The sequence below is a fragment of the Pantoea sp. X-Soil-TKNS-1280 genome (genome assembly GCF_059730475.1).
On sequence record NZ_AP035962.1, the window covers coordinates 1,437,644 to 1,463,263 of the forward strand.

Sequence of the window (25,620 nt, forward strand, 5' to 3'; positions counted from 1 at the left end):
CGCACCGCATCACAACCGCGCGATAAATCGCGCCGCTACGGTCAGATGCGGTTTGTAGCGGCGCGATTTATCGCGCGTTTTTCAGCTTAAAAGGTTTCCCAGTTATCGTTGCTGGTGGTGGGTGCTTTCAACGCAGCGCGTGGGGCAATAACAGGCGCTGCCGGACGTACCAGCACCGCAGCAGCCACCTGGCGAGCGCCGGTATTGAAGCGTGCCACGGCGGCTGACAGACGGCTGGCCTGCTGCTCCAGCGACGCCGACGCATTGGCCGATTCCTGTACCAGCGTGGCATTCTGCTGCGTCACGCGATCCATCTCATTCACCGCCTGACCGATCTGATCAATACCACGGCTCTGCTCATCCGAGGCGGAGGCGATCTCGCCCATGATGTCGGTGACGCGGGTAACCGCGCTGACAATTTCCTGCATGGTGTCACCGGCGCTGCTGACCTGCTGCGAACCGAGATCGACGCGCTGCACGGAGTTCTCAATCAACAGCTTTATCTCCTTCGCCGCCTGCGCACTGCGCTGGGCAAGGTTGCGCACTTCACCGGCGACCACAGCAAAACCGCGACCCTGCTCTCCGGCACGCGCTGCCTCAACCGCCGCGTTCAGCGCCAGAATATTGGTCTGGAAAGCAATGCCATCGATCACGCTGGTGATATCGGCGATCTTTTTCGAGCTATCCGCGATATCACGCATGGTCTTCACCACACCCTCGACCACGTTACCGCCTTTATCAGCGGTGTCGGAGGCGGTTTTCGCCAGCTGTGAAGCCTGACGGGCATTATCGGCGTTCTGTTTCACCGTGGCAGTGAGCTGCTCCATACTGGCGGCGGTTTCCTCCAGTGAAGCGGCCTGCTGTTCGGTGCGCGCCGAGAGATCGTTATTACCGGTGGCGATTTCGGTCACACTGCTGAAAATCGCGTCGGCGCTGTCACGCACGTTGCTGACGGTACTTAGCAACGCCTGCTGCATATGGTTCAGGCTGGTGGCGAGTGCGGCCATTTCGCTGCGTCCCTCCACCTGCAAGGTGCCGGAAAGATCGCCGTCCGCGAAGCGTTCCATCTGCTGTTGCAGCAACTTCATCGGTGTCAGCAGGATGCGGCGTACCAGCACCCATACGGCCACCAGCATCAGCAGCACCACCAGCGTCATCACGCCGACCATGGTCATCATGCGGTGATAAGTGCTTTCATTCTGGGCATTGCCTTGCGCCAGCAGTTCGACATTCTGCGCCCGCCACTGTTTGTAGGCGTCTTCAAGATCGTCCTGCGCCTGCTGAGCATCCAGATTGCCGTAGGAAGGGTAATCGTTCGCCTTCAGGAATACCGCAGACTGCTGCAACAGATTGGCCATTGCGGTGAACCTGGCGTCAACCAGCGTCGCTGCAGCATCACTTTGTCCGGCGATGCGTGGCAGATTCTTGTATTGGGTGAAGTGCTGCTGCGCTTCATCCAGTGACGCCCCGGCGGCGGTTAACAGTTGGTTGATGGCGGCCAGTGAGGCGGCATCAGTTTGCTTCTTCAGAATACGAATGGCGACGCGGTTGATGGTGACACGGGTTTTGACCAGCGTTTGCCAGCCGTCGGCCAGTTCGCGTTGCTGGTGAGAGAGTTGATCGCTGGTAGTGAAGTTTCGTTGTCCTGAAATTAATGAGGTTAAAAACAGGGAGCCGGAAACGGCCTGCATGGCTGTGAACACCACCAGAATCATGATGATGGCGGTCACGACTTTCATTCTTTTAAGCATCCTGGTATCTCTGCGCAAAAAGGGGGGCGTGTACAGAGGTTATCGGTGTAAAAGAAAGGCGCTTTACTGTCGGCAGAAAATAATTCCCCTATGACGGGCATAGGGGAGGAGGGAGGGTTAGATGCGGCTACCCCACAGGTCGTACTCATCGGCGTGCTCGACTTTGACGCGTACCACATCACCGACTTTCACCTGACGCTCACCATTCAGGTACACCGCGCCGTCAATTTCCGGTGCATCGGCCATGCTGCGGCCCACGGCACCTTCTTCATCCACTTCATCGATGATCACCAGAATTTCGCGACCTATTTTCTCTTGCAGACGTTCCGCAGAAATCTTCTGCTGCAGCTGCATAAAGCGATCGAAACGTTCCTGTTTCACATCGTCCGGCACCGGGTCCGGCAACTGGTTGGCAGTGGCACCTTCAACCGGGCTGTACTGGAAGCATCCGACGCGGTCAAGGCGTGCTTCCTTCAGGAAGTCGAGCAGCATCTGGAAATCTTCTTCTGTTTCACCAGGGAAACCGACGATAAAGGTCGAGCGCAGCGTCAGTTCCGGGCAAATTTCACGCCAGCGCTTAATGCGTTCCAGCGTGCGCTCTACTGCTCCCGGACGCTTCATCAGCTTAAGAATGCGCGGGCTGGCGTGTTGCAGCGGAATATCCAGGTACGGCAGGAGTTTACCTTCCGCCATCAGTGGGATGACATCGTCTACGTGCGGGTAAGGATAGACATAATGCAGACGTACCCAGACGCCGAGTTTTGCCAGCTGCTCACACAGGCTAACCATGCTGGTTTTCACCGGTGAGCCATTCCAGAAACCGGTACGGTGCTTCACATCCACGCCGTAAGCGGAGGTATCCTGGGAGATGACCAGCAGCTCTTTCACACCCGCTTCCACCAGGCGTTTGGCTTCATCAAGAACCGAACCAATCGGGCGGCTATCAAGATCGCCACGCATGGATGGAATGATGCAGAAGGTGCAGCGATGGTTACAGCCTTCAGAAATTTTCAGGTAAGCGTAATGGCGCGGTGTCAGCTTCACACCCTGCTGCGGCACCAGGCTCAGGAACGGGTTGTGTTCTGGCTTTGGCACATAGTGATGCACATGCGACAGCACCTGCTCATAGCTGTGCGGTCCGGTGATCTCCAGCACTTTCGGGTGAACTTCGCGGATCTGATCCACTTTGGCACCCAGGCAGCCGGTCACGATCACTTTGCCGTTTTCGTTCAGCGCTTCACCAATCGCTTCCAGTGATTCCTGCACGGCGCTGTCGATAAATCCACAGGTGTTGACGATGACGATCTCCGCATCATCGTAGCGTGGGACCACGTCATAGCCTTCAGTACGCAGCTCCGTCAGGATGCGCTCTGAATCGACAAGGTTTTTTGGGCAGCCGAGTGAGACAAAGCCCACGCGTGGAGGATTGGTGACATGGCTCATAAGAATAAAAATTCATCATAATTAGTGTGGATAGGGGGGCGATTGTACAGGTGTCTGAGGGGAAATTGTATAGCCAGTTGTCAGGCTTTTTGCCAGGCTATGTAAGCGGCTTACCACGCGGGATGTGGGCAATGTCGCGGGCTGGGCGAGGGTAACCGCAGCGCTGGCGGGGTTGTCTTCCCCAGGCTATTTTGCTTAAATCCCCGGTTGGAATTTATAAGTGATTATCGATATTAGAAAAAAATGTGCGTCGCTGACGGTGAATCCCTCACTGCCAGGGCCGAAGTGGATAATGTGAGAGCAGAGAAATGAAAGAGATCATCAAAGGTTTTCTGAGTTTTCAACAGAATGTGTTCCCTGAAAGGAAGGATCTTTTCAAAAGTCTGGCGTCCAACCAAAATCCCAAAGCCCTGTTTATCTCCTGCTCAGACAGCCGTCTGGTGCCGGAACTGGTTACGCAGCAGGAGCCTGGCCAGCTGTTCGTTATCCGTAATGCCGGTAATATTGTGCCGTCGTTCGGACCGGAGCCGGGTGGTGTTTCTGCGACGATTGAATATGCGGTCGTGGCGCTGGGTGTCAGCGAAATCATCATTTGCGGCCACTCCAACTGTGGTGCGATGAAAGCGATCGCCGAATGTTCCTGCATGGATACCATGCCTGCGGTGGAGCACTGGCTGCGTTATGCCGATGCCGCACGTGCGGTAGTGGAAAACAAAAAGTACGATACGCCGGAAACCAAGCTGACCGAGATGGTAAAAGAGAACGTCATCGCGCAGCTGCACAATATCAAAACACATCCGTCTGTTGCCGTGGCGTTACGTAAGAAAACGCTGCGCCTGCATGGCTGGGTTTATGATATCGAGAGCGGCAAAATTATGGCGCTGACCAAAGGGGGTGATGAGTTCATTTCCCTGTCAGACAATCCTGAAACCTGCTTCGAATAATCCCCACACCGCCTGCGTTACGTCGGTAACCCAGGCGGTTGTCATTCACACTTCTTCAATTTTTCTTACTGCTCGTAATGGCTGAAACTATGCTTGAAAAGCTATTTTCATTCATAAGGGCTATCGTATGCGATCACATCTCTGTATTTCGTTATTGACGCTGGCTTTTTTGACAGCGGGCTGTACCTCTCATGTGACTGAGACCAAACAATATTCAGGATTTCTCGGCGATTACAGCCAGCTAGCCATGGCGGAATCTGCGAGCGGTAAACCCACGATGCGCTGGATATCGCCCGATTACCATGCTGCGAAATATCCCAACGTCCTGTATACCCCGATCGTTTATTACCCGGCTGCACATCCCACAACACGTATCAGCCAGCAGACGCTGGATCAGATACGACAATATGCCGACCAGAAACTCAAAGACGGGATTGCCGTGCATAAAAACCTCGTGACGCAGAAAGGCCCGAATACCATGGTGGTGAGAGCGGCCATCACCGCCGTTGCAGGTGAAAACGAGGGCGTCCAGTTCTATGAGGTTATCCCGGTTGGCGCAGTGATTGCCGGGACCATGGCGGCGACCGGCCATCGTACCCAGAACAGCGCGCTTTATCTGGAAGTTGAAGCCAGCGATGCGCAAACAGGGAAGCCGTTAATCAAAGTGGTACGTAAAGCCTTTGGCCGCACGTTGCCGAACAGTGAAACGCCGATCACCCTGAATGACATCCGCCCAGGTATTGATGAAATGGTGCGTGATGCGGTGTCCTTCTCTGCCCCATGAAACGCCGCCCGGTGCGCCGGGCTTAATGTTTTGTAAATCCTGCACATCCTTTTTTACTGACTGACTACCCTTAACGGCAGACGGTGAAAAAGGAGAAACCCATGCGATTGTTGCAAGCGGCGTTGCTGTTCGGCAGTGCGCTAAGTTGTTCCCTGCCGGCATTGGCGGCTGATGTGCAGGTGCAGGTTTTGCAGGAGAAACTGGATCATCCCTGGTCGATAGCCTTTCTGCCGGATAATCACACCCTGTTAATTACCGAACGGTCGGGCCAGTTACGCAGCTGGCAACCGGGCAAAGGTGTATCGGCACCCATCAGCGGCGTACCCAACGTCTGGGCGCATCGGCAGGGTGGTTTGCTTGATGTGGTGCTGGCACCGGACTTCGCACAAAGTCGCCGCGTGTGGCTCAGCTACACCACTGCCGACGCTGGCGGACGTGCCGGGAGCGTAGTGGGGTTTGGTCGCCTAAGCGACGATAACCGGCAGCTGAGCGATTTTAAGGTGGTGCTGGAGCAAACCCCGAAGCTCTCCAGTGGGGCCAACCTGGGCACGCGGCTGGCGTTCGACAGGCAGGGCTTTTTGTGGATTGCCTTCGGTGACAATTTCGCCAGCAGCAGTGCGCAGGATCTCGATAAACTCTCGGGCAAAATTGTGCGCCTGACTGCCGATGGCAACATTCCAGCGGATAATCCGTTTGTCGGACGCCAGGGGGCGCGTGGTGAAATCTGGGCCTATGGTGTACGTAATCCACAGGGGCTGGCGCTCAATCCCTGGACGCAGCAGATGTGGGAGAGTGAGCATGGCCCGCGCGGCGGCGATGAAGTCAATATCCCGGAAAAAGGCAAAAACTACGGCTGGCCGCTGGCGACCTGGGGCATAGATTACAGCGGGCAAAAAGTCCCGGAAGCCAAAGGTGGCGAGGTTCCGGGTACTGAACAACCGGTGTTTTACTGGAAAGTCTCACCGGCTATTAGCGGTATGGCGTTTTACAACAGCGCACGTTTTCCGCAGTGGAAGAATTCGTTATTTATTGGCGCATTGAAGGAAAAAAGCCTGATTCGCTTACAGGTGAATGGCGAGAAAGTGGTGGAAGAACAGCGTTTGCTGACCGATCGCGGTGAACGCATTCGCGATGTCCGCCAGGGACCAGATGGCTTTCTGTATGTGCTGACCGATGAGGCCAACGGCAAGCTGCTGAAAGTGGGGCTGGCGGAGAGCGCCAGCACACCACGCGGGTAATTAACGTACCCAGTTACACACTTCCCAGCCGCGCTGCTGTGCTTCCTGTTGCAACAGGGCGTCCGGGTTAATCACATAAGCATGATCGGCATGGGCCAGCAGCGGCAAATCATTCATTGAGTCGCTGTACGCCCAGGTACGATCGAAACGATGGTCCTGCTGTAGCGCTTTCCAGTCGCCCAGCCGCGCCACTTTACCTTCTTTGTAGGTCATGGTGCCGTAGGTCTGGCCGCTATAGCGGTCATCGACAATTTCGACACCAATCGCCAGCGCACCGTGGACGCCAAGGCGTTCAGCAATCGGAATGGCCAGATGTTCACCGCTGGCGGTAATGATCATCACCGTGTCGCCACGCTGCTGATGCCAGTTGATGCGTTCGCGCGCGGCGGGAAAGACCCGCGGCAGAATGTCGCGGTGGATAAAACGGCGCACCCAGCCGGATACCGTCATGGTGGCCATACCGGCTAACGGGGCGAGGGTGGTGTTCATATATTCTTCTATTGATAGCGTACCGGCGTGATACTGGGTCATTAACGATTGTTCTTCGTTAATCAGATCGGCGGGGGCAAAACCCTGTGAAACCAGCCAGCGTAGCCACAGGCTGGTGCTGTCTTCACAAATCAGGGTTTCGTCCAGATCGAACACGGCTAAGTCCATCATGATTCTCCTCAGGCTGACTGAAATCAGGTTAGCGGAAATTTGTGACTGGCTTAACTGATCTGCGAAAAATCGGAATTTCTCGCAATTTTTCACAGATGGCGACAGATCAATGCTGGCAGCGAGGCGGCGTTGGTGCCAGGGTTACTCTAATAAACTCTATAAAACTTTACGGTCAGACGGTTTTTTTCGCCGGCGCGAACCGTTAGCGTTCTGGTTTACGTGCGTCTTGCTGGCAAAGAACCACGATATTTAACAAGGACAAACATCTGGTCATGCTCATGAGAAAATTCGCTATCACCCCTGCCTGGCGGCCTTTGGCTGCATCCTCCTTATTATTATTGCTCGTTCCGGTTACCGTTCTGGCTGAAGACGCACCCGCCGCGCCGCAGCTGGATGCCAAAGCCTGGATTTTGATGGACTACAACAGTGGCAAGGTTCTGGCCGAATCGAATGCCGATCAACGCCTCGACCCCGCCAGTCTGACCAAAATGATGACCAGCTATGTGGTGGGCCAGGCGCTGAAAGCCGGAAAAATCACCAACAATGACATGGTGACCATTGGTCAGGATGCCTGGGCCACCGGTAACCCGAAATTACGTGGTTCATCGCTGATGTTCCTGAAACCTGGCGATCGCATTCCGGTATCTGAGCTAAATAAAGGCGTCGTAATTCAATCCGGTAACGATGCCTGTATCGCGCTGGCCGATTATGTGGCGGGCAGTCAGGATGCGTTTATCGGTTTGATGAATAACTACGCCAAAGCCTTTGGCCTGCAAAATACCCATTTTATGACGGTGCATGGGCTGGATGCCGACGGGCAGTACAGTACCGCGCGTGATATGGCGATTATTGGTCAGCGGCTGATCCGCGATGTGCCGGATGAATACGCGCTGAATAAAGAAAAAGAGTTCACCTTTAACCACATCAAGCAGATGAACCGCAACCGGCTGTTGTGGAGCACCAATCTCAACGTGGACGGTATCAAAACCGGTCACACCTCGGGAGCAGGCAATAACCTGGTGGCGTCCGCCACTGACGGCGATATGCGTCTGATTTCGGTGGTGCTCGGGGCGCAGACCGATGCCATCCGCTTCCGTGAGAGTGAAAAGCTTCTCACCTGGGGTTTTCGTTTTTATGAAACTGTCACGCCGATCAAAGCGGATAAACCTTTTGCGCAGCAACGCGTCTGGTTTGGCGATCGCAGCCAGGTCAATCTCGGTGTCGCCCAGGATGCCGCCATCACCCTTCCCAAAGGGCAGATGAAAAACCTGAAAGCCAGTTTCACGCTCACCTCGCCGCAGCTGGAAGCACCACTGAAGAAAAATCAGGTGGTGGGAACCATCGATTTTCAGTTGGATGGCAAAACGGTGGAACAACGTCCGCTGGTGGCGATGGAGGATGTTGCAGAAGGGGGCTTCATTGGCCGTATCTGGGATTTCATTATGATGAAATTCAACGGCTGGTTTGGAAAGTGGTTTAGCTAATTGTCACCTCTGCGGCGATAACGGCGCGATTTAACCTGCCGTTATCGCCTTGTCGCCGTTACTCGCGAATCCATCCTTTACGAATCGGCATCGCAAACAAGACGCGGTACATCTGATGCGTCAGTGCCAGCATGCGCTCGCCATACAACTGCCAGGCGAGATGCGACGCCAGACAGCCGAGCATGCCTACCAGGAAACCGCCGAGCATATCCAGCGGCCAGTGTACGCCGAGGTAGACGCGCGACCAGGCGATGGCGCTGCCGACCAGCAGTAAAATCACTCCCGACCACAGACGGTGCCAGCAAATAAACGCCAGGGCAAAGGTGAAAATCGTAGTGCCATGATCGCTGGGATAGGAATCGTCAGCGACATGCGCCAGAAACTGATGTCCCAGGCCGATGACAAACGGGCGTGGATGTGGCAGCAGCTGGCTGATGCACCAGGCAATGCTGAGTGCATAAATCAGTGCCATCCCGGTTTTCAATACCAGCGCGCGCTGCGAACTGACCTGCTCACGCGGTCCCCACAGCCACAGCGCAACGATCAGGAGCGGCACAATGGCGATCAGGTCCTGCGCGATGAAGGTCGCCAGTTTTATCAGCCACTGCGGAGAATCCGGTGTGGCGTTAATCCATAAAAAGAGGGTGCGGTTGAGTTCTTCCATTACGCTCTCTGGTTCCTCGTCTTGTTTACCCAAAAAGAAACGCCAGCAAAAATCAGCATCTGAGTCAGCCAGACCCACCAGCCCGCCCACAGGTTGTGGGAGAAAAAGTGCGCACCGCGCATCACCTGGCCATAACCCATTAGCAAGCCCAGCGCGATGCCAGCCAGCAGTGCCAGCAGGGCACGGCGTGGCTTCTCCGGCCACCACAGGAAGAACAGTCCCATTACCGCAAAACCGCTTGAAGCATGCCCGCCGGGGAAACACTGACCGGGACCGCTATCCGCCGGAACGGCATCCAGTAAGGGAAAGCTCACCGCTTTGCCACCAAACATCGCCAAATCCCATGGACAGGAGTGCGCGCTGTGCGCCTTCAGAATTCCGACCACCAGTGGCCCCAGACCAAACAGCAAGGCCACCAGCACCCGGCGTCCATCGCGGCGCTGAATCCCACGTAACAGCATCAGCACGGCACCGACGATGATCACATCTTTCAACAGGCGATGGTTGATCAGGTCCAGCCAGCGGTTGTGCTGCCACGGGAAGCGCTGTGTCAGCGGATCAAACCAAAACTGGCTGATGGCGATATCGAGACTTTCATGGCGCGACCACAGCAGGAACACAGACGCTAAAAATGCCAGCAAAATAAAGTTGATAGCGTAAAAGCGTCGTGACAGCGGGTAAATAGCAGGGTTCTTAATCATGAGGTGGGTTGTTGAATTGTTTAATTTGGATGACAGTTGCATGATTTTTTGCACAGAGCGAAACCAGGGTGGCAGGGTGTCAGTCTGCGCTTAAGAGAACCTTAAGCCACGATCGACAGGCATAAAAAAACCCGTCAGTCAGAGACTGGCGGGCTCCTCAATTTGGGGATTTCAAAGAAAAGCAGTGGCAATAATTCAGACTGCACCCCGCAAAAAAAGTTCTGGACTCCGCCAAAAAATTTTTATAAAGGCAAAATCGGCCAGATAATGACGATCAACGTACCCGCGAGGGTCAGTAAAACGTTGGCAATGGCGTAGGTTCCGGCATAGCCCAGCGCCGGAATATTGCTGCGCGCCGTGTCACTGATAATTTCCATCGCCGGTGCGCAGGTGCGAGCGCCCATAATCGCGCCGAACAATAATGCACGGTTCATACGCAGCACATAGGCACCAAACAAATAGCAAATCACCACCGGCACCAGGCTGACCAGCAAGCCGCTCAGCAACATCAGCGCGCCTTCGCTACCCAGTCCGTGTTGCAGGCCACTACCGGCACTCAGGCCGACACCCGCCATAAACACCATCAGGCCGAATTCTTTTACCATGGTCAGCGCACCCTGCGGAATATAACCAAAGGTCGGGTGGTTGGCGCGCAGGAAACCCAACATGATCCCGGCGAACAGCAGTCCGGCAGCGTTACCAATGCCAAAGCTAAAATTGCTGAACTGGAAAGTGATCATGCCGATCATCAAACCAATAATGAAGAAGGCACAGAAGGCCAGCAGGTCGGTCATCTGACTGTGGATGGCGATAAAGCCGATGCGGTCAGCCAGGCTTTTCACGCGACGCGCTTCGCCGCTCACCTGGAGTACATCACCTTTATTCAGCATGATGCTGTCATCAATCGGCATCTCAATCTGGCTGCGGATCACGCGGTTGAGGAAACAGCCGTGATCAGTCAGCTTCAGGTGGTTGAGACGTTTATTCACTGCGTTATGGTTCTTCACCACAATCTCTTCGGTAACGATGCGCATATCCAGCAGGTCGCGGTCGAATACTTCTTTACCGTTGCGGAAGCTGGGATCGAGGCGCGCATGGGCATCGGGATAGCCCACCAGCGAAATTTCATCTCCCAGTTGCAGCTGAGCATCACCATCCGGGCTGGCGAGAATGCCGTTACGGCGCAGACGTTCAATATAACAACCGGTCTGACGATGGATGCCCAGCTCGCGCAGATTTTTGCCGCCGCTCCATTCCACCAGTTCCGGTCCGACGCGATAGGCACGAATCACCGGCAGGAACACTTTGCGCTGGCTATCGGCATCCAGACCCCGTTCACGGGCGATTTGCTGTGCGCAGGTTGGCAGATCCTGATGTTGCAGGCGTGGCAGGTAGCGTGCGCCAAAAATCAGGCTGACCAGTCCCACCAGATAGGTAATGGCGTAACCCAGGCTGAGATGATCCTGCATCAGGGTGAGATGCTGGCTGTCCGCGATACTATGCCGGAGCGTGTCACCCGCGCCCACCAGCACTGGCGTGGAAGTCATAGCTCCCGCCAGCATGCCTGCGGTTAAGCCAATATCCCAGCCAAACACTTTGCCGAGCAGCAACGCCAGCAGCAGGGCGCTGCCGACCATGACGATGGCGAGGATAAAATAGTTTTTACCGTCGCGGAAAAAGATCGAAAAAAAGTTAGGACCGGCTTCGACGCCAACACAAAAAATAAACAGCATAAAACCCAGGCTCAGGGCTGCGGTATTAATGGCGAAATGTTGGTCACCTAAAATTAGCGATACGACTAATACACCAATAGAATTTCCCAGCTGGACAGAACCAAGGCGTAATTTACCCAGGCAGAGGCCGAGTGCTAAAACAACAAATAATAACAGGACGTCATTTCCGCTTAACAATTCTGCGACGTTAATATTCACGCTTTAACTTCTTATTTACCTGTAACATGTTGATGAAAAGGTCGTTTTTCGCTATCTTGTGCCGACCGCAGGTGCCCGTTTTGCCGGGATGGCAGGGACTGAATTTTGAAGCGGCGTCATTCTAATCATAATTAACACCCTCAGCTATCGGCAGTTTTCATTCCTTCCGCATTCAGCTGTTTCTTTTTATTTCCACTCAGGTGTACAGGGTCGGTAAAAGTTTCAATATTGTTAACGGTGAAGTTGAGGATGGTTATGTCGCAGCGTACTAATCGCTGGCCTGCATCGGTGCTGAGTGTGATGCTATATACGCTGATGTTTATTTTTGCTCATCACTTCTGGGCCTCATCAGGCGCTCAGGCCGTGGGCGGTCAACCTGAGTTGTTGCTGTTTTTACTGCCGGGAATCGTCGTGGCGTTGCTGCGCCCGGAGAGCCCGTTAAAAAGCACGCTGTGGGTCGCCGTGGCGGGCACTGTGCTGGGGACGTTGTGGGTAGTGCTGGCACTGAACCTGAGCCATAGCGGCTGGCTGATTATCTGGGGTTTGAGTGCGCTGTTCTGGGCGGGTTGTGGCGCGTTACTGGTGCGTCTGCTGCGCATCATGCTGGCGATGCGATCGTGAAATGAAAAATGGGCCAGAGCGGCCCATGTTTTATACGGCGAAATCCAGATTCTCTTTGGTCCAGGCGGCAAAATCGGTGTAACCGCCGATATGCTGCTGGTCGAGGAAAATCTGCGGTACGGTAGTAACCGGTTTACCCGCGCGGGCTTCCAGATCGGCTTTGGTAATGCCTTCCACCTGAATATCAACGTATTGATAATTAAAATCGTCACGCTCGGTGGTCAGTTTGGCGGCCAGTTCCTGGGCGCGCACGCAGTAAGGGCAGCCGGGACGACCAAAAATCACTGCAAACATTGCTTCTCTCCTTTCCGCTGCTGTTTTGTGATGAATGTCACATCACAGCGTGAATAATGCCACACATGATGCCCGTGCATGCCCGCTAAATAAAGAAGGAATTACCTGTTGCTTCGATGTGCGCAGGCTTAAAGCAGCGTTGCCGGTCCACGGAAGGTGCGACGCCATTCGCTGGGACTGACGTTAAAACGTGCCTTAAAACTCTGCCGGAATGAGATGGGGGATTGATAACCCGTCAATGTTGCCACTGCTTCGATACTGTGGTCGGTGGTTTCCAGCAGCTCCTGACTGCGTTGCAGTCGCTCAGCGCTCAGCCATTCCCCTGGCGTCATACCGGTGGCGCGGGAGAAATGACGGGTGAGGGTGCGCCGGCTCATGTTAACCATGCCAGCCAGCGAAGCCAGATCGTGGCGTTTATCCAGATTACGCCGCAGATAATCGATCAGGTCGTTAATCTGGCTGTCACGCGTGGTGTCTGGCACTGCGCGCTCAATAAACTGCGCCTGGCCGCCTTCGCGGTAGGGCGGCATCACCATCCTTCTGGCGACCCGGTTCGCCAGTGCGGAACCGTAATGCTCGCGAACGATGTTCAGGCAGCAATCAATACCGGCCGCGGTCCCCGCTGATGTAATCAAGCGTTCGTCACTGGTATACAGGGCGTTACTGTCGAGATGAATCTGCGGAAAACGTCCGGCAAAATCCTTTTCAAACTCCCAGTGCGTTGCGGCGCGGCGGCGATTCAGCAATCCGCTATACGCCAGCACATAGGCCCCGAGACATAATCCCACCACTTCCGCCCCGCGTTGCCAGGCCTGGGTCAACGCATCTGATAATGCGGCTGATGGCTGTTGTGAGGGATGTTGCCAGAACGGGACAATCACGATATCGGCTCCGGTCAGGCACTCCAGACCGTGCTCCACGCTGATGGAGAGTCCGCTGTCAGAGGTAATCATCCCCGGCTGCTCAGCGGCAATCGTCACCCGGAAAAATCCCTCCTGTGGCATCGCTTTGCCGAATACCATTAATGGCACCGAAAAGTGGAAGGGGCTGAAACCTTCGGTAGCAATTACCACAACCTGTAAAGCGGACATCGATTCTTACCCTGGTTAAAAGCGCAGCGTTTCACCATCTTCCGGCACCCACAGCTGTTGTTCAAGAGCGTTCTCAGCGGCGAAAGCACGAAGCTCCGCACGGCTCAGCAGACAGTGGTTAATGGCCTCCATATGTGAGGCGACGATGGCAGCCGAAGGGAGTCGCTGATGCGTCCGTAGCGCATCCTCTTTGCCCATAATAATGGCACCGAGTCCGTCAATATTGGCGTAACCCATATTCAGCACAATCACCTCGGGCGCATAGGTTTTCAGGCTATCTTCGTAAGGTTTAACCCAGATGGTATCGCCAGCAATATAGAGCGTTTTTTCCTTTGCGTGGCTGAACACCAGGCCACAGGCATCCCCCAGCCGCTCGGCCACTTGCGGAATAGCGTAAGCCTCATCACTGCCGTGCTGGCCCTCTGTTTTGCTGACGGTGATGCCCCCCATGCTATTTTTCTCTGCCAGTACGTGAACCTGGGTGAAGCCCTGTGAGCGCAGCAACGCGGCGTCCCGCTCATGCTGGGTATAGATCACCTGGTCTTTGCGGATCAGGCGCTGGGCTGCTTCATCCCAATGATCCTCATGAGTATGGGTAACGATGATGACATCCACATCCAGCAGGGTGTCGATGGCAACCGGCAGCGGCACCAGCGGATTACGCAGATGCGAGCGCGGCGTACCGGCAAAGCCTGGCCAGGCATGCTGCTCCGATAACATCGGGTCGATCAGAAAACGGGTGCCGGCAAAATCCAGCCTCAGGGTCGCGTTACGAATTTGCGTCAGATTCATTTTTTAACTCCTCCGGTAATATTGTTGAGCCAGTATAAGAAGCTGCCGCGATCGGGGGTGAGTGGCACCGGGGCCATCATTCGATGGAAAAAGGTCAGGAAATCGGATCACAGCTAGGCAAGCGCGCCAGGGTTCGCTATAACAGACGGCTTAACGGATTGAACAGGGGGGGAACGCCATCGCATGAATAACCTGGCCAGATTACCGAAACCGGTATTACTGCTGGAGGCCGTGGGCGTTATTGCCGTGATTGGCGCGTTGTTGCTGATTAATGGCTGGATCGACGCACCTGCGGCGATCAGCGCCAAACGGCTGGCGACGGTGCTGTTTTTTACCGGCATTGTGATGATGTTGCCTGCTGCCTGGCTGATGATGTGGCGAACGGCCAAAGCGATGGCCCCACAGTTGTTCAATCAACACGACAAAAAGAAGTAACCGGAGAGGATTATGACGCCGACCATCGATTTACTGTGCAGCCACCGTTCCATTCGCGCATTTACCGAACAGGGCATTGATGAGGCGCAGCGCAACGCCATTATTGCTGCGGCTCAGGCGGCATCCACCTCCAGCTTTTTGCAATGCTCCTCTATTATTCGTATCACCGACCGGGAAAAACGTGAGCAACTGGTTAAACTGACTGGCGGCCAACCGTGGGTCGGAGAGGCGGCTGAGTTCTGGGTGTTCTGCGCGGACTTTAATCGCCATCTGCAAATTTGTCCGGATGCGCAACTTGGGCGCGCGGAGCAACTGTTGCTGGGCTGCGTGGATACGGCGTTAATGGCGCAGAATGCCATGACCGCGGCGGAGTCACTCGGCCTCGGTGGGGTATTTATTGGCGGTATTCGTAACAATATCGCCGACGTTACCACGCTGCTTGACCTGCCGAAATTTGTGCTGCCGCTGTTTGGCTTCTGTATCGGGCATCCTGCGGCGCAGCCGGATATTAAACCGCGTATTCCACAGGCGATGCTGGTGCATGAGAACAGTTATCAGCCGGTCGATGCCGCGGTGCTGGCGGAATATGACAGCCGCACCAGCATCTATTATCAGCAACGTGATACCCATCAGCGCGCGGAAACCTGGAGCGAACTGATTCAACGCCTGATCATTAAAGAAACACGCCCGTTTATGCTGGACTACCTGCATCAGCAGGGCTGGGCAACCCGTTAAGCACAAGGAACTCTGCGATGAAAATGGCCATTCTCTCCCGTGATGGGCAGCTCTACTCGTGTAAACGCCTGCGTGAAGCAGCGGAAGCGCGTGGCCATCAGGTGCAGATTATTGATCCGCTCTCCTGTTATATGAACATCAACCCGGCATCTCCGGCGATACATTATCGTGGTGAACCGCTGGGGCACTTTGATGCGGTGATCCCGCGTATTGGATCCGCCATTACGTTTTACGGTACCGCAGTGCTGCGCCAGTTCGAACTGTGTGGCAGCTATCCGCTGAATGAATCGGTGGCGATCACCCGCGCGCGCGACAAACTGCGTTCCCTGCAACTGCTGGCGCGAGAAGGGATCGATATGCCGGTCACTGGCTTTGCTTCATCCCCGGATGACACCGATGACCTGATTGCCATGGTGGGCGGAGCGCCGCTGGTGGTGAAACTGGTGGAAGGCACGCAGGGCATTGGTGTGGTGCTGGCGGAAACGCGTCAGGCGGCGGAAAGTGTGATCGACGCGTTTCGCGGTCTCAATGCACATATTCTGGTGCAGGAGTTTATCAAAGAAGCGCAGGGACGTGATGTTCGCTGCCTGGTGATTGGCGGTGAGGTCGTGGCGGCGATTGAGCGCGAGGCGAAGGAGGGGGATTTTCGTTCCAACCTGCATCGCGGCGGCAAGGCGCACCCGGTCACCATCACCGGTCAGGAGCGCGAAATCGCGGTGAAAGCGGCCAGTACGCTCGGGCTGGAGGTGGCGGGGGTCGATATCCTGCGTGCCGGACGCGGACCACTGGTGATGGAGGTCAATGCTTCCCCTGGCCTTGAAGGCATCGAGTGCACCACCGGGTTGAATATCGCCTCCATGATGATTGACTGGATAGAACAGCACGCACTGCCTGGCTTTAAGCTTAAAACTGGCGGCTGAGGCGCGCTTTTCAGCGTTTTTCATGGCATCGCTTGCATTTTTTCCGTAAGCTAAGGCGCTTATTTCTTCACCCCACGGGACATGACGATGGATTCACTGGTCGTTCCTGACATCGACGTGCTGCGTCGCTGGCTGGATCAACAAAATATCACCTGGTTCGAATGCGATGCCTGCCAGGCTTTGCATCTGCCGCACATGCAGAATTTTGACGGGGTGTTTGATGCAAAAATCGACCTTGTGGATGGCGTGATCCTGTTTTCCGCGCTGGCTGAAGTCAAGCCGACGGCGTTGATTCCGCTGGTGGGTGACTTATCGCAAATCAACGCCAGCTCCCTGACGGTGAAAGCCTTTATCGACATTCAGGATGACAATCTGCCGAAGCTGATTGTCTGTCAGTCCCTCAGTACCAGCGCAGGGTTAACCTTTGGTCAGTTCTCGTATTTTATGAAGCAAAGCGAGGAACAGGTTTCCATGGTGATTATGGAAGCGTTCGCCAATAATTTGCTGATGATGGGCGAGGAAGAGGACAGGCAACCCAGCTCGGTTGGCCGCGCCATGCTGCACTGATTTTTCCGCTTTCTTAACTGCCGCTTTTTGCGGCAGTTTTCATTTTGTCCCCACCACTTTTTATTCTGCATTTTGCCCTTTATTGCCAGATATTTCTCGTGCTTTATGCCGTCTTTGCCGAACCCCATAGCAGAAACATGCAATACTTATCGCTAAAAGGCGTTTTTTACGCTGGGATCTGGTGCAGGTGAAGCGGGGCGGCTATTCTTGCGGGGCTGCTTGAGACGTGCAACCTCAGCGCAGGTATAGGTTTTTACTATTAAACTCCCGCTGAATATTGATTCATTGTGTGTCTGTGTATTAACAGAAAACACAACGACCGGATCGCGTGTATGCAGCGTTGTGATGACCCGCTCAGGAGGAAGGAAAACATGTTCAACCAACGTAAAAAATGGTTGTCAGGTGTGGTTGCTGGTGTGCTGATGACGGCTTCAGCTGGTACGCTGGCCGCAGATAAAACGCTGCACGTTTATAACTGGTCTGATTATATCTCGGCGGATACGGTCCCGAATTTCGAGAAAGAGACGGGTATTAAAGTCGTTTACGACGTGTTTGATTCCAACGAAGTGCTGGAAGGCAAACTGATGGCAGGCAGCACCGGTTATGACGTGGTGGTGCCATCTTCCAGCTTCCTCGCGCGTCAGCTGCAATCCGGCGTGTTCCAGGAACTGGATAAGAGCAAGCTGCCGAACTACAAAAACCTCGATCCGGCGCTGATGGCCAAAGTGGCACAGCACGATCCAGGCAACAAGTTCGCCATCCCTTATCTGTGGGGTACCACTGGCATCGGCTATAACGTCGATAAAGTGAAAGCGATCCTCGGCAAAGATGCGCCAGTGGATAGCTGGGATCTGGTGCTGAAACCAGAAAACCTGGAAAAACTGAAAAGCTGTGGTGTTTCCTTCCTCGATGCGCCGGAAGAGATTTTTGCCACTGTGCTGAACTATCTCGGCAAAGATCCGAACAGCTCTGATCCGAAAGATTATTCCGGTGCCGCCACCGATCTGCTGCTGAAATTGCGTCCGAGCATTCGCTATTTCCACTCTTCGCAGTACATCAATGACCTCGCTAACGGCAACATCTGTGTGGCGATCGGCTGGTCGGGTGACATCCTGCAAGCGAAAGATCGTGCGGCACAGGCGAAAAACGGTGTGAACCTGGCGTACAGCGTACCGAAGCAGGGCGCTCTGGCGTTCTTCGACATGATGGCAATTCCGAAAGATGCGAAAAATCTCGACGAAGCCTATCAGTGGCTGAACTACATCATGGATCCGAAAGTGATCGCCGACATCTCTAACAAGATGAACTATGCCAACGGCAACAAGGCGTCACTGCCGCTGATCAATGCGGATGTACGTAACAACCCGGGCATCTTCCCGCCTGCGGATATTATGTCCAAGCTGTTTGTACTGAAAGTCCAGGATCCGAAGCTGGATCGTGTACGCACCCGTGCGTGGACTAAAGTTAAAAGTGGTAAGTAATTCGTTCTGAACGGATTCACTTGTATTAGGACGACAACAGAGGCGCGGTGATGGCCTCTGTTGTGCCATTTTTAGCGGCTGAGGTTAAGGCCGTTAAGCGTTGGAGATATGTTAGTGAGCGACGCGATTCCCCGCCCCCAAAATAAAAATGCAAAGGCGTTAACGCCATTGCTGGAAATCCGCAATCTGACCAAGTCCTTTGACGGCCAGCACGCCGTGGATGATGTCAGTCTGACCATTTACAAAGGTGAGATTTTTGCTCTGCTGGGCCCTTCGGGCTGCGGCAAATCGACGCTGCTGCGTATGCTGGCGGGCTTCGAGGTGCCGAGTAGCGGTCAAATTGTGCTGGATGGGCAGGATCTCTCCCATGTGCCGCCGTATCAGCGGCCAATCAATATGATGTTCCAGTCTTATGCCCTGTTCCCGCATATGACGGTGGAGCAGAACATCGCGTTTGGCCTGAAACAGGACAAACTGCCAAAAGACGAAATCACCAGCCGCGTAGCGGAAATGCTGGCGCTGGTGCATATGCAGGAATTTGCCAAACGTAAGCCGCATCAGCTTTCTGGCGGCCAGCGCCAGCGTGTGGCGCTGGCACGTAGCCTGGCAAAACGTCCGAAGCTGCTGCTGCTGGATGAACCGATGGGTGCGCTGGATAAAAAGTTGCGCGACCGTATGCAACTGGAAGTGGTGGATATCCTCGAACGCGTCGGTGTGACCTGCGTGATGGTGACCCACGACCAGGAAGAAGCGATGACCATGGCGGGCCGTATCGCGATTATGAATCGCGGAAAATTCGCGCAGATTGGCGAGCCGGAGGAGATCTACGAGCATCCGACCAATCGCTTCAGCGCGGAGTTTATCGGTTCGGTGAATGTGTTTGAGGGGCTGCTGCGTGAGCGGCGTGAAGACGGTCTGGTGCTTGACTGCCCTGGCCTGGTCCATCCGCTGAAAGTGCAGACCGATGTCTCCATCGTCGATAACGTCCCGGTCCACGTTGCGCTGCGTCCGGAAAAAGTGATGCTGTGTGAAGACGTGCCCGCCGACGGCTGCAACTTTGCCGTGGGCGAAGTGGTGCATATCGCTTATCTCGGTGATTTGTCGATTTACCACGTGCGTTTGAAGAGTGGCCAGATGATCAGTGCGCAGTTGCAAAATGCCCATCGCTACCGCAAAGGCGCGCCAACCTGGGGCGACGAAGTGCGTTTGTGCTGGGATGCTGACAGCTGTGTGGTTCTGACGGTTTAAGGAGGCGGAATGAGCCAGATTTCTCAACCCGGCACCCCGGAAGCCGAACAGCCCGGCACACCGCTGCAACGCTGGGCCACGCGCATCAAGATGCAGCATGGTCGCAAGCTGGTGATCGCACTGCCTTATGTGTGGCTGGTGCTGTTCTTTTTGCTGCCGTTCCTGATTGTGCTGAAAATCAGTTTCGCCGATATTGCGCGTGCGATCCCGCCGTACACCGATTTGATCACCTGGGCTGACGATCAGCTCAATCTGGTGCTCAATCTGGGGAATTATCTGCAACTGACGGACGATCCGTTATATGCCGATGCGTATCTGCAATCGCTGAAAGTGGCGGCCATTTCCACCATCATCTGTCTGATGATTGGCTATCCGCTCGCCTGGGCGGTGGCACACAGCAAGCCGTCGATGCGTTCCATTTTGCTGCTGCTGGTGATCCTGCCGTCATGGACCTCGTTCCTGGTACGCGTCTATGCCTGGATGGGGCTGCTGAACAATAACGGCATCCTGAACCGTTTCCTGATGTGGCTGGGGGTCATCGATCATCCCCTGGTGATCCTCTACACCAACACTGCGGTGTATATCGGTATCGTTTACTGTTATCTGCCATTTATGGTACTGCCAATCTATACCGCGCTGACGCGTATCGATTACTCGCTGGTAGAAGCCTCGCTTGATCTCGGCGCGCGTCCGCTGAAGACCTTCTTCAGCGTCATTGTGCCGCTGACCAAAGGCGGGATTATTGCCGGTTCGATGCTGGTGTTTATCCCGGCAGTGGGGGAGTACGTGATCCCGGAACTGCTGGGTGGCCCGGATAGCATCATGATTGGTCGTATTCTGTGGCAGGAATTCTTTAACAACCGCGATTGGCCGGTGGCTTCAGCGCTGGCGGTGATCATTCTGTTGATCCTGATCCTGCCGATTGTCTGGTTCCACAAACATCAAAACCGTGAGCTGGGAGAGAAGGAATGAATCAGTTACCTGCAATCCGCTCTCCGTGGCGCACCGCAATCCTGGTGCTGGGTTTTATGTTCCTGTATGCGCCGATGCTGCTGCTGGTGGCCTACTCGTTTAACAGCTCACAGCTGGTAACGGTGTGGGAGGGCTTCTCGTTCCACTGGTATCACGTGTTGTTCCAGGATAGCGCGATGATTGATGCGGTGGTGCTCAGCCTGACCATCGCGGCGTTGTCTGCGACCATGGCGGTGGTGCTGGGTACCATTGCGGCGGTGATTATCGTGCGTTTTGGTCGCTTCCGGGGCCATAACGGTTTTGCGTTTATGCTCACCGCCCCGCTGGTCATGCCCGATGTGATCACCGGTTTGTCGCTGCTGCTGCTGTTTGTGGCGATGGGGAATACCCTCGGCTGGCCGAGCGATCGTGGCATGCTGACCATTTGGCTGGCGCACGTGACCTTCTGTACCGCTTATGTGGCGGTGGTGATCAACTCACGCCTGCGTGAACTGGATCGCTCCATCGAAGAAGCGGCGATGGACCTCGGGGCTACGCCACTCAAGGTGTTCTTTGTCATCACCGTGCCGATGATCGCACCCGCGATTATTACCGGCTGGCTGCTGGCGTTTACCCTGTCGCTGGATGACCTGGTGATTGCCAGCTTTGTCACCGGCCCAGGGGCAACGACGCTGCCGATGGCAATTTTTGCCACCGTGCGTCGTGGGGTGAACCCGGAGATCAACGCCCTGGCATCGCTGATTTTGTTTGTGGTCGGGCTGGTGGGCTTTATAGCCTGGCGCTTTATGGCACACGAAGAAAAACAACGTTTGCGTGATATTCAGAAAGCAAGACGTGGCTGAAATCCATAACATTTGCCAATATAAGAAAAGCTGGCGATGCCAGCTTTTCTTTTGGAGTCTGGTCGATGTCGGAAACCCTGAAGCATATCCCCGTTTTAACCCCAGCGCCGGTCACGGTGGCAGGGATCGCCATTATCGCCACCCGCTGCATCAGCGTGCTGATGCTCGCCAATGAGCTGGGTTATGACGAGCTGGTCAACTTTGTGCACCGCAGTGCCCAGGCCTGGGATTCCACCCTCATCTTCGTCGCCAGCCAACTGATTTTCTTATTTGAGCTGCGCTGCGCCTTTACCCTGATGCGTGGCAGTAACCGGGGCCGCTGGGGCTATGTCGCCAGCCAGGTTGTGGTGCTGGGCTATATGCTGCTGGCGTCGATGGGGTGGATATACCCGGAAATCTTCAGCATCCATGGTGAGAGCAATGTCCAGATCATCCACCATACGCTGCTTCAGAAGCTGCCGGATGCGATGGTGCTGCTGCTGTTGTTTGTCCCGGCCAGCAGCCGCGCTTTTTTCCGTCGCCGGTGATACAATCGGCCCCCGTTTTTTCTCCCGATTCTGAATACAGGCTCCACAATGCATTGCGCGCTTTATGATGCCGGTCGCTGCCGTTCCTGCCAGTGGCTGGAAAAACCCTACCCACAACAGCTGAACGAGAAACAATCGTTGCTGGAACAACTGCTGGCGCAACAGGCGGTGAGTGAGTGGTGTCCGCCGGTGACCTCGCCCGAGCAGGGGTTTCGTAATAAAGCCAAAATGGTCGTCAGTGGCAGCGTGGAGCGTCCGGTATTGGGCATGCTGTCGCGCGAGGGCGATGCTGTTGACCTCTGTGCCTGCCCGCTGTATCCCGCCAGCTTTGCCCCGGTGTTTGCGGTGCTGAAACCCTTTATCGCCCGTGCCGGTTTAACGCCGTACAACGTGGCGCGCAAGCGTGGTGAACTGAAGTTTCTGCTGCTTACCGAAAGCACCCAGGGCGGCATGATGCTGCGTTTTGTACTGCGTTCCAACGCGAAGCTGGAACAGTTGCGCGCGGCGCTGCCGTGGCTGCAACAGCAACTGCCGCAGCTGACGGTGATTTCTGCCAATATCCAGCCGGTGCATATGGCGATTCTGGAAGGTGATGAAGAAATTGCGCTGACGCCTGACCAGGCATTAGCGGAAAGCTTCAACGACGTGCCGTTGTATATCCGTCCGCAAAGTTTTTTCCAGACAAACCCCCAGGTGGCTGCCGCGCTGTACGCCACGGCGCGCGACTGGGTGGCGCAGCTGGATGTGCACAGCATGTGGGATCTGTTTTGTGGTGTCGGCGGGTTTGGCCTGCACTGCGCCACCCCGGAGATGCAGCTCACCGGTATTGAAATCAGCGCTGAAGCCATTGCCTGCGCACGTCAGTCGGCACAGCAGCTGGGGCTGGATAAGGTCCGTTTTGCCGCGCTGGATTCCACGCAGTTCGCCACTGCACGCGATCAGGTGCCGCAACTGGTACTGGTCAATCCGCCACGTCGCGGGATTGGTGCGGCGTTATGTGATTATCTGAGCCAGATGGCACCGGATTACATCCTTTACTCCAGCTGCAATCCGCAGAGTATGGCGCAGGATATTGCGCGTCTCAGCGACTACGATGTCAGCCGGGTGCAGCTGTTCGATATGTTCCCGCATACTGCCCATTTTGAAGTGCTGACGCTACTGACCAAACGCGGCCAGGGTGGGGCGACGCAGCGTTCATCCTGAACTGAGGACAGTGCAGAACCTGTCAGGCTTCGCACTGCGCCGACCCATTATTTTATTCCGGGAACCACTTCTGATTGATCTGCTGGTACGTGCCATTGGCTTTGATCGCCACCAGCGCGCTGTTCAGCTGATCGCGTAATACGGTGTTGCCTTTACGTACCGCAATCCCCAGCCCGGTGCCAAAATAGCGGGCGTCGGTGACATGTGCGCCGACCGGTGCCAGATCGGCATTGGTCTTCAGCCATTGGTTGACCACTGCGGTATCACCAAACACGCCATCCAGGCGACCGTTTTTCAGGTCGAGAATCGCGTTCTGGTAGCTGTCATAGGCCACAGCGACCACTTCCGGATGCTGTTCCAGCAGGTACTTCTGGTGCGTGGTGCCGTTTTCCATGCCAATGCGTTTGCCCTTCAGCTGGGCAAAATCACTGAACTGGCCTTTGCGGGCGATCACCACCGCCGAATTGGCGTAATAAGCCTGGGTGAAATCCACCTGCTTGCTGCGATCGTCGGTGATATCCATACCCGAGATGATGGCGTCATAGCGGCGGAATTTCAGCGATGGGATCAGGCTGTCAAAAGCGTTGTTGGTGAAGGTACATTCGGCTTTCAGCTGCTGGCATAACGCTTTCGCCAGGTCGATATCAAAACCGACGATTTGATTTTCACGATCCAGAGATTCAAACGGAGGGTAAGTTGCAGAGGAAGCGAAGCGGATTTTTTCCGCTGCCGAGGCATTCATTGCCAGAGTTGCCAGTGCCGCAGCAACGATCCATTTTTTCATTTTGAGACTCCTGTAAATCACTAACGCTCTGAGGGCGAACGCGTGACAAGATGCCATCTAATGAATCTTTATGCAACATTATTGGATAAATAATTAAAAAAGGCGGAATAACCCGCCTGGATATTAATTTCTGCGTTCAAATGCCAGCGCGCGACGTTCAATCAGACGCATCATCAGCGTCAGCAGGCCGTTGACGCACAGGTAAACCAGCCCGGCAGCGGCAAACACCGTGACATCATAAGTTCGGCCATACAGCAGCTGACCGTGGCCCATCACTTCCATCAGGGTGATGGTATAGGCCAGCGAGGTACTTTTGAACACCAGCACCACCTCATTGGAGTACGAGGACAGCGCGCGTTTAAATGCATAAGGCAGCAGAATGCGCAGCGTATCTTTGCGATTCATCCCCAGCGCTGCGCAGGACTGCCACTGGCCGGAGGGAATGGCTCGCACCGCGCCAAAGAACAGCTGGGTGGTATACGCCGCGCTGTTGAGCGACAGTGCCAGCATGGCGCACAGCCAGGGCTGAGACAGCAGATGCCATAACCACGGTATGTGCTGGATGCTGGGAAACTGCCCGGGTCCGTAGTAGATCAGAAAGATCTGCACCAGCAGCGGCGTACCGGTAAATATCGTGATGTACGCTTTCACGATGGTGTTCAGCACCGGGACTTTCAGCGCCAGCACCACGGTGAACAGCAGCGACAGCACCAGCGCGGCAATCAGCGAGGCGATGGTGAGCGTCAGGCTGGTGTGCAGCCCTTTCAGCAGCTCAGGTAAATATTGCAGCATATCAGGCCCCCCGCTCGAAACGCGTGGTGCGCAATTCAATACGGCGCAATACCGCCTGACTGAACAGCGTAATAATCAGATAGATAGCCGCCGCCGCCAGATACCAGGTAAAAGGTTCCTGGGTCCGGGTCGCGATACTTTTGGTTTGCAGCATCAGATCGTTAACGCTAATCAGCGAGACCAGCGCGGTATCTTTCAGCAGCACCAACCACTGGTTACCAAGACCTGGCAAGGCGTGACGCCACATCTGCGGCATGATCAGACGGAAGAAAATCGCCGACTTTTTCATTCCCAGCGCCTGGCCGGATTCCCACTGCCCAACGGGCACCGCTTTCAGCGCACCACGCAGAGTTTGTGATGCATAAGCGGAATAGAGCATCGCCAGCGCAATCACCCCACACAGGAATGGGCTGACATCGAAATTCTCAATCTGCACCTGCACCGGAATACTGAACAGGCCGAGGTTGATATGGAAGCCATCCGACAGCGTCAGCAACAGTTGCGATGCGCCAAAATAGATAAACAGCACCACGAGGATTTCCGGCAGCCCACGGATCAGCGTGACCAGCGCGGTGCCGACCCAGGCGAGCGGTTGCCAGCGCACCGATTCCCAGCCAGCAAAAATCATCGCCAGCGCAAGGCCGGCGATCAGGGCACAAACGGCAAGGCCGACGGTCATACCGGCGGCGCTTGCGAGTGGAATTATTTCATTCATC

General features: G+C 55.1%; 27 protein-coding genes. 15 read left to right on the forward strand and 12 right to left on the reverse strand.

Annotation, left to right across the window (positions count from 1 at the left end):
- Nucleotides 1-86: 86 nt before the first annotated feature.
- The gene (locus AC6I8X_RS06745) at nt 87-1,751 is read right to left on the reverse strand and encodes a methyl-accepting chemotaxis protein (RefSeq protein WP_497840773.1); all 1,665 of its coding nucleotides are present in this window, start codon (nt 1,749-1,751) and stop codon (nt 87-89) included.
- Between the two features lie 117 nt (nt 1,752-1,868).
- On the reverse strand, nt 1,869-3,194 hold the full coding sequence (gene rimO, locus AC6I8X_RS06750) for a 30S ribosomal protein S12 methylthiotransferase RimO (RefSeq protein WP_416412867.1): 1,326 nt from the start codon (nt 3,192-3,194) through the stop codon (nt 1,869-1,871).
- 308 nt (nt 3,195-3,502) lie between these two features.
- Here rimO and AC6I8X_RS06755 point away from each other — a divergent pair, with 308 nt between their 5' ends.
- From AC6I8X_RS06755 to AC6I8X_RS06765, 3 genes are all read left to right on the forward strand, one after another.
- The gene (locus tag AC6I8X_RS06755) at nt 3,503-4,138 is read left to right on the forward strand and encodes a carbonic anhydrase (protein WP_299446480.1); all 636 of its coding nucleotides are present in this window, start codon (nt 3,503-3,505) and stop codon (nt 4,136-4,138) included.
- 127 nt (nt 4,139-4,265) lie between these two features.
- The gene (locus AC6I8X_RS06760) at nt 4,266-4,922 is read left to right on the forward strand and encodes a DUF3313 domain-containing protein (protein ID WP_313686285.1); all 657 of its coding nucleotides are present in this window, start codon (nt 4,266-4,268) and stop codon (nt 4,920-4,922) included.
- A 101-nt stretch (nt 4,923-5,023) separates the two neighbouring features.
- Nucleotides 5,024-6,160: a PQQ-dependent sugar dehydrogenase gene (locus tag AC6I8X_RS06765; RefSeq protein ID WP_497840774.1), complete on the forward strand. Its 1,137-nt coding sequence runs from the start codon at nt 5,024-5,026 to the stop codon at nt 6,158-6,160.
- Here the strand turns inward: AC6I8X_RS06765 and AC6I8X_RS06770 are convergent, their stop codons facing one another.
- Complete coding sequence (locus tag AC6I8X_RS06770; protein WP_313686306.1) at nt 6,161-6,817, reverse strand: HAD family hydrolase; 657 nt, start codon at nt 6,815-6,817, stop codon at nt 6,161-6,163.
- A gap of 281 nt (nt 6,818-7,098) precedes the next feature.
- Between AC6I8X_RS06770 and AC6I8X_RS06775 the strand changes: the two genes are divergently transcribed.
- Entirely contained in the window at nt 7,099-8,304 is a 1,206-nt protein-coding gene (locus AC6I8X_RS06775; RefSeq protein WP_313686289.1) for a serine hydrolase, read from the forward strand.
- Between the two features lie 58 nt (nt 8,305-8,362).
- Here the strand turns inward: AC6I8X_RS06775 and ybjG are convergent, their stop codons facing one another.
- The 3 genes from ybjG to AC6I8X_RS06790 form a co-directional block, all read right to left on the reverse strand.
- Nucleotides 8,363-8,968 (reverse strand): undecaprenyl-diphosphate phosphatase, encoded by a 606-nt coding sequence (ybjG, locus tag AC6I8X_RS06780; protein WP_497840775.1) that lies wholly within the window; start codon nt 8,966-8,968, stop codon nt 8,363-8,365.
- On the reverse strand, nt 8,968-9,711 hold the full coding sequence (locus AC6I8X_RS06785; protein ID WP_299446465.1) for a phosphatase PAP2 family protein: 744 nt from the start codon (nt 9,709-9,711) through the stop codon (nt 8,968-8,970). The genes ybjG and AC6I8X_RS06785 overlap by 1 nt, the downstream gene beginning before the upstream one ends.
- 200 nt (nt 9,712-9,911) lie before the next feature.
- Nucleotides 9,912-11,600: an aspartate:alanine antiporter gene (locus tag AC6I8X_RS06790; RefSeq protein ID WP_299446462.1), complete on the reverse strand. Its 1,689-nt coding sequence runs from the start codon at nt 11,598-11,600 to the stop codon at nt 9,912-9,914.
- A 255-nt stretch (nt 11,601-11,855) separates the two neighbouring features.
- Here AC6I8X_RS06790 and ybjM point away from each other — a divergent pair, with 255 nt between their 5' ends.
- The gene (ybjM, locus tag AC6I8X_RS06795) at nt 11,856-12,221 is read left to right on the forward strand and encodes an inner membrane protein YbjM (protein WP_299446460.1); all 366 of its coding nucleotides are present in this window, start codon (nt 11,856-11,858) and stop codon (nt 12,219-12,221) included.
- A gap of 30 nt (nt 12,222-12,251) precedes the next feature.
- On the opposite strand, the gene AC6I8X_RS06800 is transcribed toward ybjM, so the two are convergent.
- The 3 genes from AC6I8X_RS06800 to AC6I8X_RS06810 all read right to left on the reverse strand — a co-directional run bounded on the left by AC6I8X_RS06800 (nt 12,252) and on the right by AC6I8X_RS06810 (nt 14,398).
- Nucleotides 12,252-12,515 (reverse strand): GrxA family glutaredoxin, encoded by a 264-nt coding sequence (locus AC6I8X_RS06800; protein WP_013508468.1) that lies wholly within the window; start codon nt 12,513-12,515, stop codon nt 12,252-12,254.
- A 128-nt stretch (nt 12,516-12,643) separates the two neighbouring features.
- Nucleotides 12,644-13,606 (reverse strand): GlxA family transcriptional regulator, encoded by a 963-nt coding sequence (locus tag AC6I8X_RS06805; protein ID WP_497840776.1) that lies wholly within the window; start codon nt 13,604-13,606, stop codon nt 12,644-12,646.
- Nucleotides 13,607-13,621: 15 nt separating this feature from the next.
- Entirely contained in the window at nt 13,622-14,398 is a 777-nt protein-coding gene (locus tag AC6I8X_RS06810) for an MBL fold metallo-hydrolase (RefSeq protein ID WP_497840777.1), read from the reverse strand.
- Between the two features lie 183 nt (nt 14,399-14,581).
- On the opposite strand from AC6I8X_RS06810, the gene AC6I8X_RS06815 reads away from it, so the two are divergent.
- From AC6I8X_RS06815 to rlmC, 10 genes are all read left to right on the forward strand, one after another.
- A complete protein-coding gene (locus AC6I8X_RS06815) occupies nt 14,582-14,833 on the forward strand; it encodes a DUF1418 family protein (protein ID WP_299446449.1) in 252 nt (83 codons plus the stop codon).
- 12 nt (nt 14,834-14,845) lie between these two features.
- Nucleotides 14,846-15,568, forward strand: a complete 723-nt coding sequence (gene nfsA / locus AC6I8X_RS06820) for an oxygen-insensitive NADPH nitroreductase (RefSeq protein WP_497840778.1) — start codon at nt 14,846-14,848, stop codon at nt 15,566-15,568.
- Nucleotides 15,569-15,585: 17 nt separating this feature from the next.
- On the forward strand, nt 15,586-16,488 hold the full coding sequence (rimK, locus tag AC6I8X_RS06825) for a 30S ribosomal protein S6--L-glutamate ligase (RefSeq protein ID WP_497840779.1): 903 nt from the start codon (nt 15,586-15,588) through the stop codon (nt 16,486-16,488).
- An 87-nt stretch (nt 16,489-16,575) separates the two neighbouring features.
- Complete coding sequence (locus tag AC6I8X_RS06830; RefSeq protein ID WP_084873670.1) at nt 16,576-17,055, forward strand: YbjN domain-containing protein; 480 nt, start codon at nt 16,576-16,578, stop codon at nt 17,053-17,055.
- Between the two features lie 371 nt (nt 17,056-17,426).
- A complete protein-coding gene (gene potF, locus AC6I8X_RS06835; RefSeq protein ID WP_208714480.1) occupies nt 17,427-18,536 on the forward strand; it encodes a spermidine/putrescine ABC transporter substrate-binding protein PotF in 1,110 nt (369 codons plus the stop codon).
- A gap of 114 nt (nt 18,537-18,650) precedes the next feature.
- The gene (gene potG / locus AC6I8X_RS06840) at nt 18,651-19,784 is read left to right on the forward strand and encodes a putrescine ABC transporter ATP-binding subunit PotG (RefSeq protein WP_299446438.1); all 1,134 of its coding nucleotides are present in this window, start codon (nt 18,651-18,653) and stop codon (nt 19,782-19,784) included.
- A 9-nt stretch (nt 19,785-19,793) separates the two neighbouring features.
- The gene (potH, locus tag AC6I8X_RS06845; RefSeq protein ID WP_084873673.1) at nt 19,794-20,756 is read left to right on the forward strand and encodes a putrescine ABC transporter permease PotH; all 963 of its coding nucleotides are present in this window, start codon (nt 19,794-19,796) and stop codon (nt 20,754-20,756) included.
- Nucleotides 20,753-21,598, forward strand: coding sequence for a putrescine ABC transporter permease PotI (potI, locus tag AC6I8X_RS06850; RefSeq protein ID WP_313688385.1), 846 nt, complete (start codon nt 20,753-20,755; stop codon nt 21,596-21,598). The genes potH and potI overlap by 4 nt, the downstream gene beginning before the upstream one ends.
- A gap of 65 nt (nt 21,599-21,663) precedes the next feature.
- Nucleotides 21,664-22,125: a YbjO family protein gene (locus AC6I8X_RS06855; RefSeq protein WP_313688387.1), complete on the forward strand. Its 462-nt coding sequence runs from the start codon at nt 21,664-21,666 to the stop codon at nt 22,123-22,125.
- Nucleotides 22,126-22,173: 48 nt separating this feature from the next.
- Nucleotides 22,174-23,328, forward strand: coding sequence for a 23S rRNA (uracil(747)-C(5))-methyltransferase RlmC (rlmC, locus tag AC6I8X_RS06860; protein WP_497840780.1), 1,155 nt, complete (start codon nt 22,174-22,176; stop codon nt 23,326-23,328).
- 52 nt (nt 23,329-23,380) lie between these two features.
- Here rlmC and artJ read toward each other — a convergent pair whose 3' ends face one another.
- The 3 genes from artJ to artQ all read right to left on the reverse strand — a co-directional run bounded on the left by artJ (nt 23,381) and on the right by artQ (nt 25,619).
- The gene (artJ, locus tag AC6I8X_RS06865) at nt 23,381-24,112 is read right to left on the reverse strand and encodes an arginine ABC transporter substrate-binding protein (protein WP_497840781.1); all 732 of its coding nucleotides are present in this window, start codon (nt 24,110-24,112) and stop codon (nt 23,381-23,383) included.
- 123 nt (nt 24,113-24,235) lie between these two features.
- Entirely contained in the window at nt 24,236-24,904 is a 669-nt protein-coding gene (gene artM / locus AC6I8X_RS06870; protein WP_313688393.1) for an arginine ABC transporter permease ArtM, read from the reverse strand.
- Between the two features lies 1 nt (nt 24,905).
- Nucleotides 24,906-25,619, reverse strand: a complete 714-nt coding sequence (artQ, locus tag AC6I8X_RS06875; RefSeq protein ID WP_084873679.1) for an arginine ABC transporter permease ArtQ — start codon at nt 25,617-25,619, stop codon at nt 24,906-24,908.
- Nucleotide 25,620: the final 1 nt, after the last annotated feature.

Coding starts and splice junctions, on each gene's coding strand:
- rimO (WP_416412867.1), bottom strand. CDS start 3,194: ATGAGCCATGTCACCAATCCTCCACGCGTGGGCTTTGTCTCACTCGGC.
- potH (WP_084873673.1), top strand. CDS start 19,794: ATGAGCCAGATTTCTCAACCCGGCACCCCGGAAGCCGAACAGCCCGGC.
- AC6I8X_RS06770 (WP_313686306.1), bottom strand. CDS start 6,817: ATGGACTTAGCCGTGTTCGATCTGGACGAAACCCTGATTTGTGAAGAC.
- AC6I8X_RS06745 (WP_497840773.1), bottom strand. CDS start 1,751: ATGCTTAAAAGAATGAAAGTCGTGACCGCCATCATCATGATTCTGGTG.
- artQ (WP_084873679.1), bottom strand. CDS start 25,619: ATGAATGAAATAATTCCACTCGCAAGCGCCGCCGGTATGACCGTCGGC.
- AC6I8X_RS06765 (WP_497840774.1), top strand. CDS start 5,024: ATGCGATTGTTGCAAGCGGCGTTGCTGTTCGGCAGTGCGCTAAGTTGT.
- potF (WP_208714480.1), top strand. CDS start 17,427: ATGTTCAACCAACGTAAAAAATGGTTGTCAGGTGTGGTTGCTGGTGTG.
- AC6I8X_RS06785 (WP_299446465.1), bottom strand. CDS start 9,711: ATGCAACTGTCATCCAAATTAAACAATTCAACAACCCACCTCATGATT.
- AC6I8X_RS06760 (WP_313686285.1), top strand. CDS start 4,266: ATGCGATCACATCTCTGTATTTCGTTATTGACGCTGGCTTTTTTGACA.
- ybjG (WP_497840775.1), bottom strand. CDS start 8,968: ATGGAAGAACTCAACCGCACCCTCTTTTTATGGATTAACGCCACACCG.
- rimK (WP_497840779.1), top strand. CDS start 15,586: ATGAAAATGGCCATTCTCTCCCGTGATGGGCAGCTCTACTCGTGTAAA.
- potI (WP_313688385.1), top strand. CDS start 20,753: ATGAATCAGTTACCTGCAATCCGCTCTCCGTGGCGCACCGCAATCCTG.
- AC6I8X_RS06775 (WP_313686289.1), top strand. CDS start 7,099: ATGAGAAAATTCGCTATCACCCCTGCCTGGCGGCCTTTGGCTGCATCC.
- artM (WP_313688393.1), bottom strand. CDS start 24,904: ATGCTGCAATATTTACCTGAGCTGCTGAAAGGGCTGCACACCAGCCTG.
- AC6I8X_RS06830 (WP_084873670.1), top strand. CDS start 16,576: ATGGATTCACTGGTCGTTCCTGACATCGACGTGCTGCGTCGCTGGCTG.
- AC6I8X_RS06800 (WP_013508468.1), bottom strand. CDS start 12,515: ATGTTTGCAGTGATTTTTGGTCGTCCCGGCTGCCCTTACTGCGTGCGC.
- AC6I8X_RS06815 (WP_299446449.1), top strand. CDS start 14,582: ATGAATAACCTGGCCAGATTACCGAAACCGGTATTACTGCTGGAGGCC.
- nfsA (WP_497840778.1), top strand. CDS start 14,846: ATGACGCCGACCATCGATTTACTGTGCAGCCACCGTTCCATTCGCGCA.
- rlmC (WP_497840780.1), top strand. CDS start 22,174: ATGCATTGCGCGCTTTATGATGCCGGTCGCTGCCGTTCCTGCCAGTGG.
- AC6I8X_RS06805 (WP_497840776.1), bottom strand. CDS start 13,606: ATGTCCGCTTTACAGGTTGTGGTAATTGCTACCGAAGGTTTCAGCCCC.
- AC6I8X_RS06810 (WP_497840777.1), bottom strand. CDS start 14,398: ATGAATCTGACGCAAATTCGTAACGCGACCCTGAGGCTGGATTTTGCC.
- artJ (WP_497840781.1), bottom strand. CDS start 24,112: ATGAAAAAATGGATCGTTGCTGCGGCACTGGCAACTCTGGCAATGAAT.
- ybjM (WP_299446460.1), top strand. CDS start 11,856: ATGTCGCAGCGTACTAATCGCTGGCCTGCATCGGTGCTGAGTGTGATG.
- AC6I8X_RS06855 (WP_313688387.1), top strand. CDS start 21,664: ATGTCGGAAACCCTGAAGCATATCCCCGTTTTAACCCCAGCGCCGGTC.
- AC6I8X_RS06755 (WP_299446480.1), top strand. CDS start 3,503: ATGAAAGAGATCATCAAAGGTTTTCTGAGTTTTCAACAGAATGTGTTC.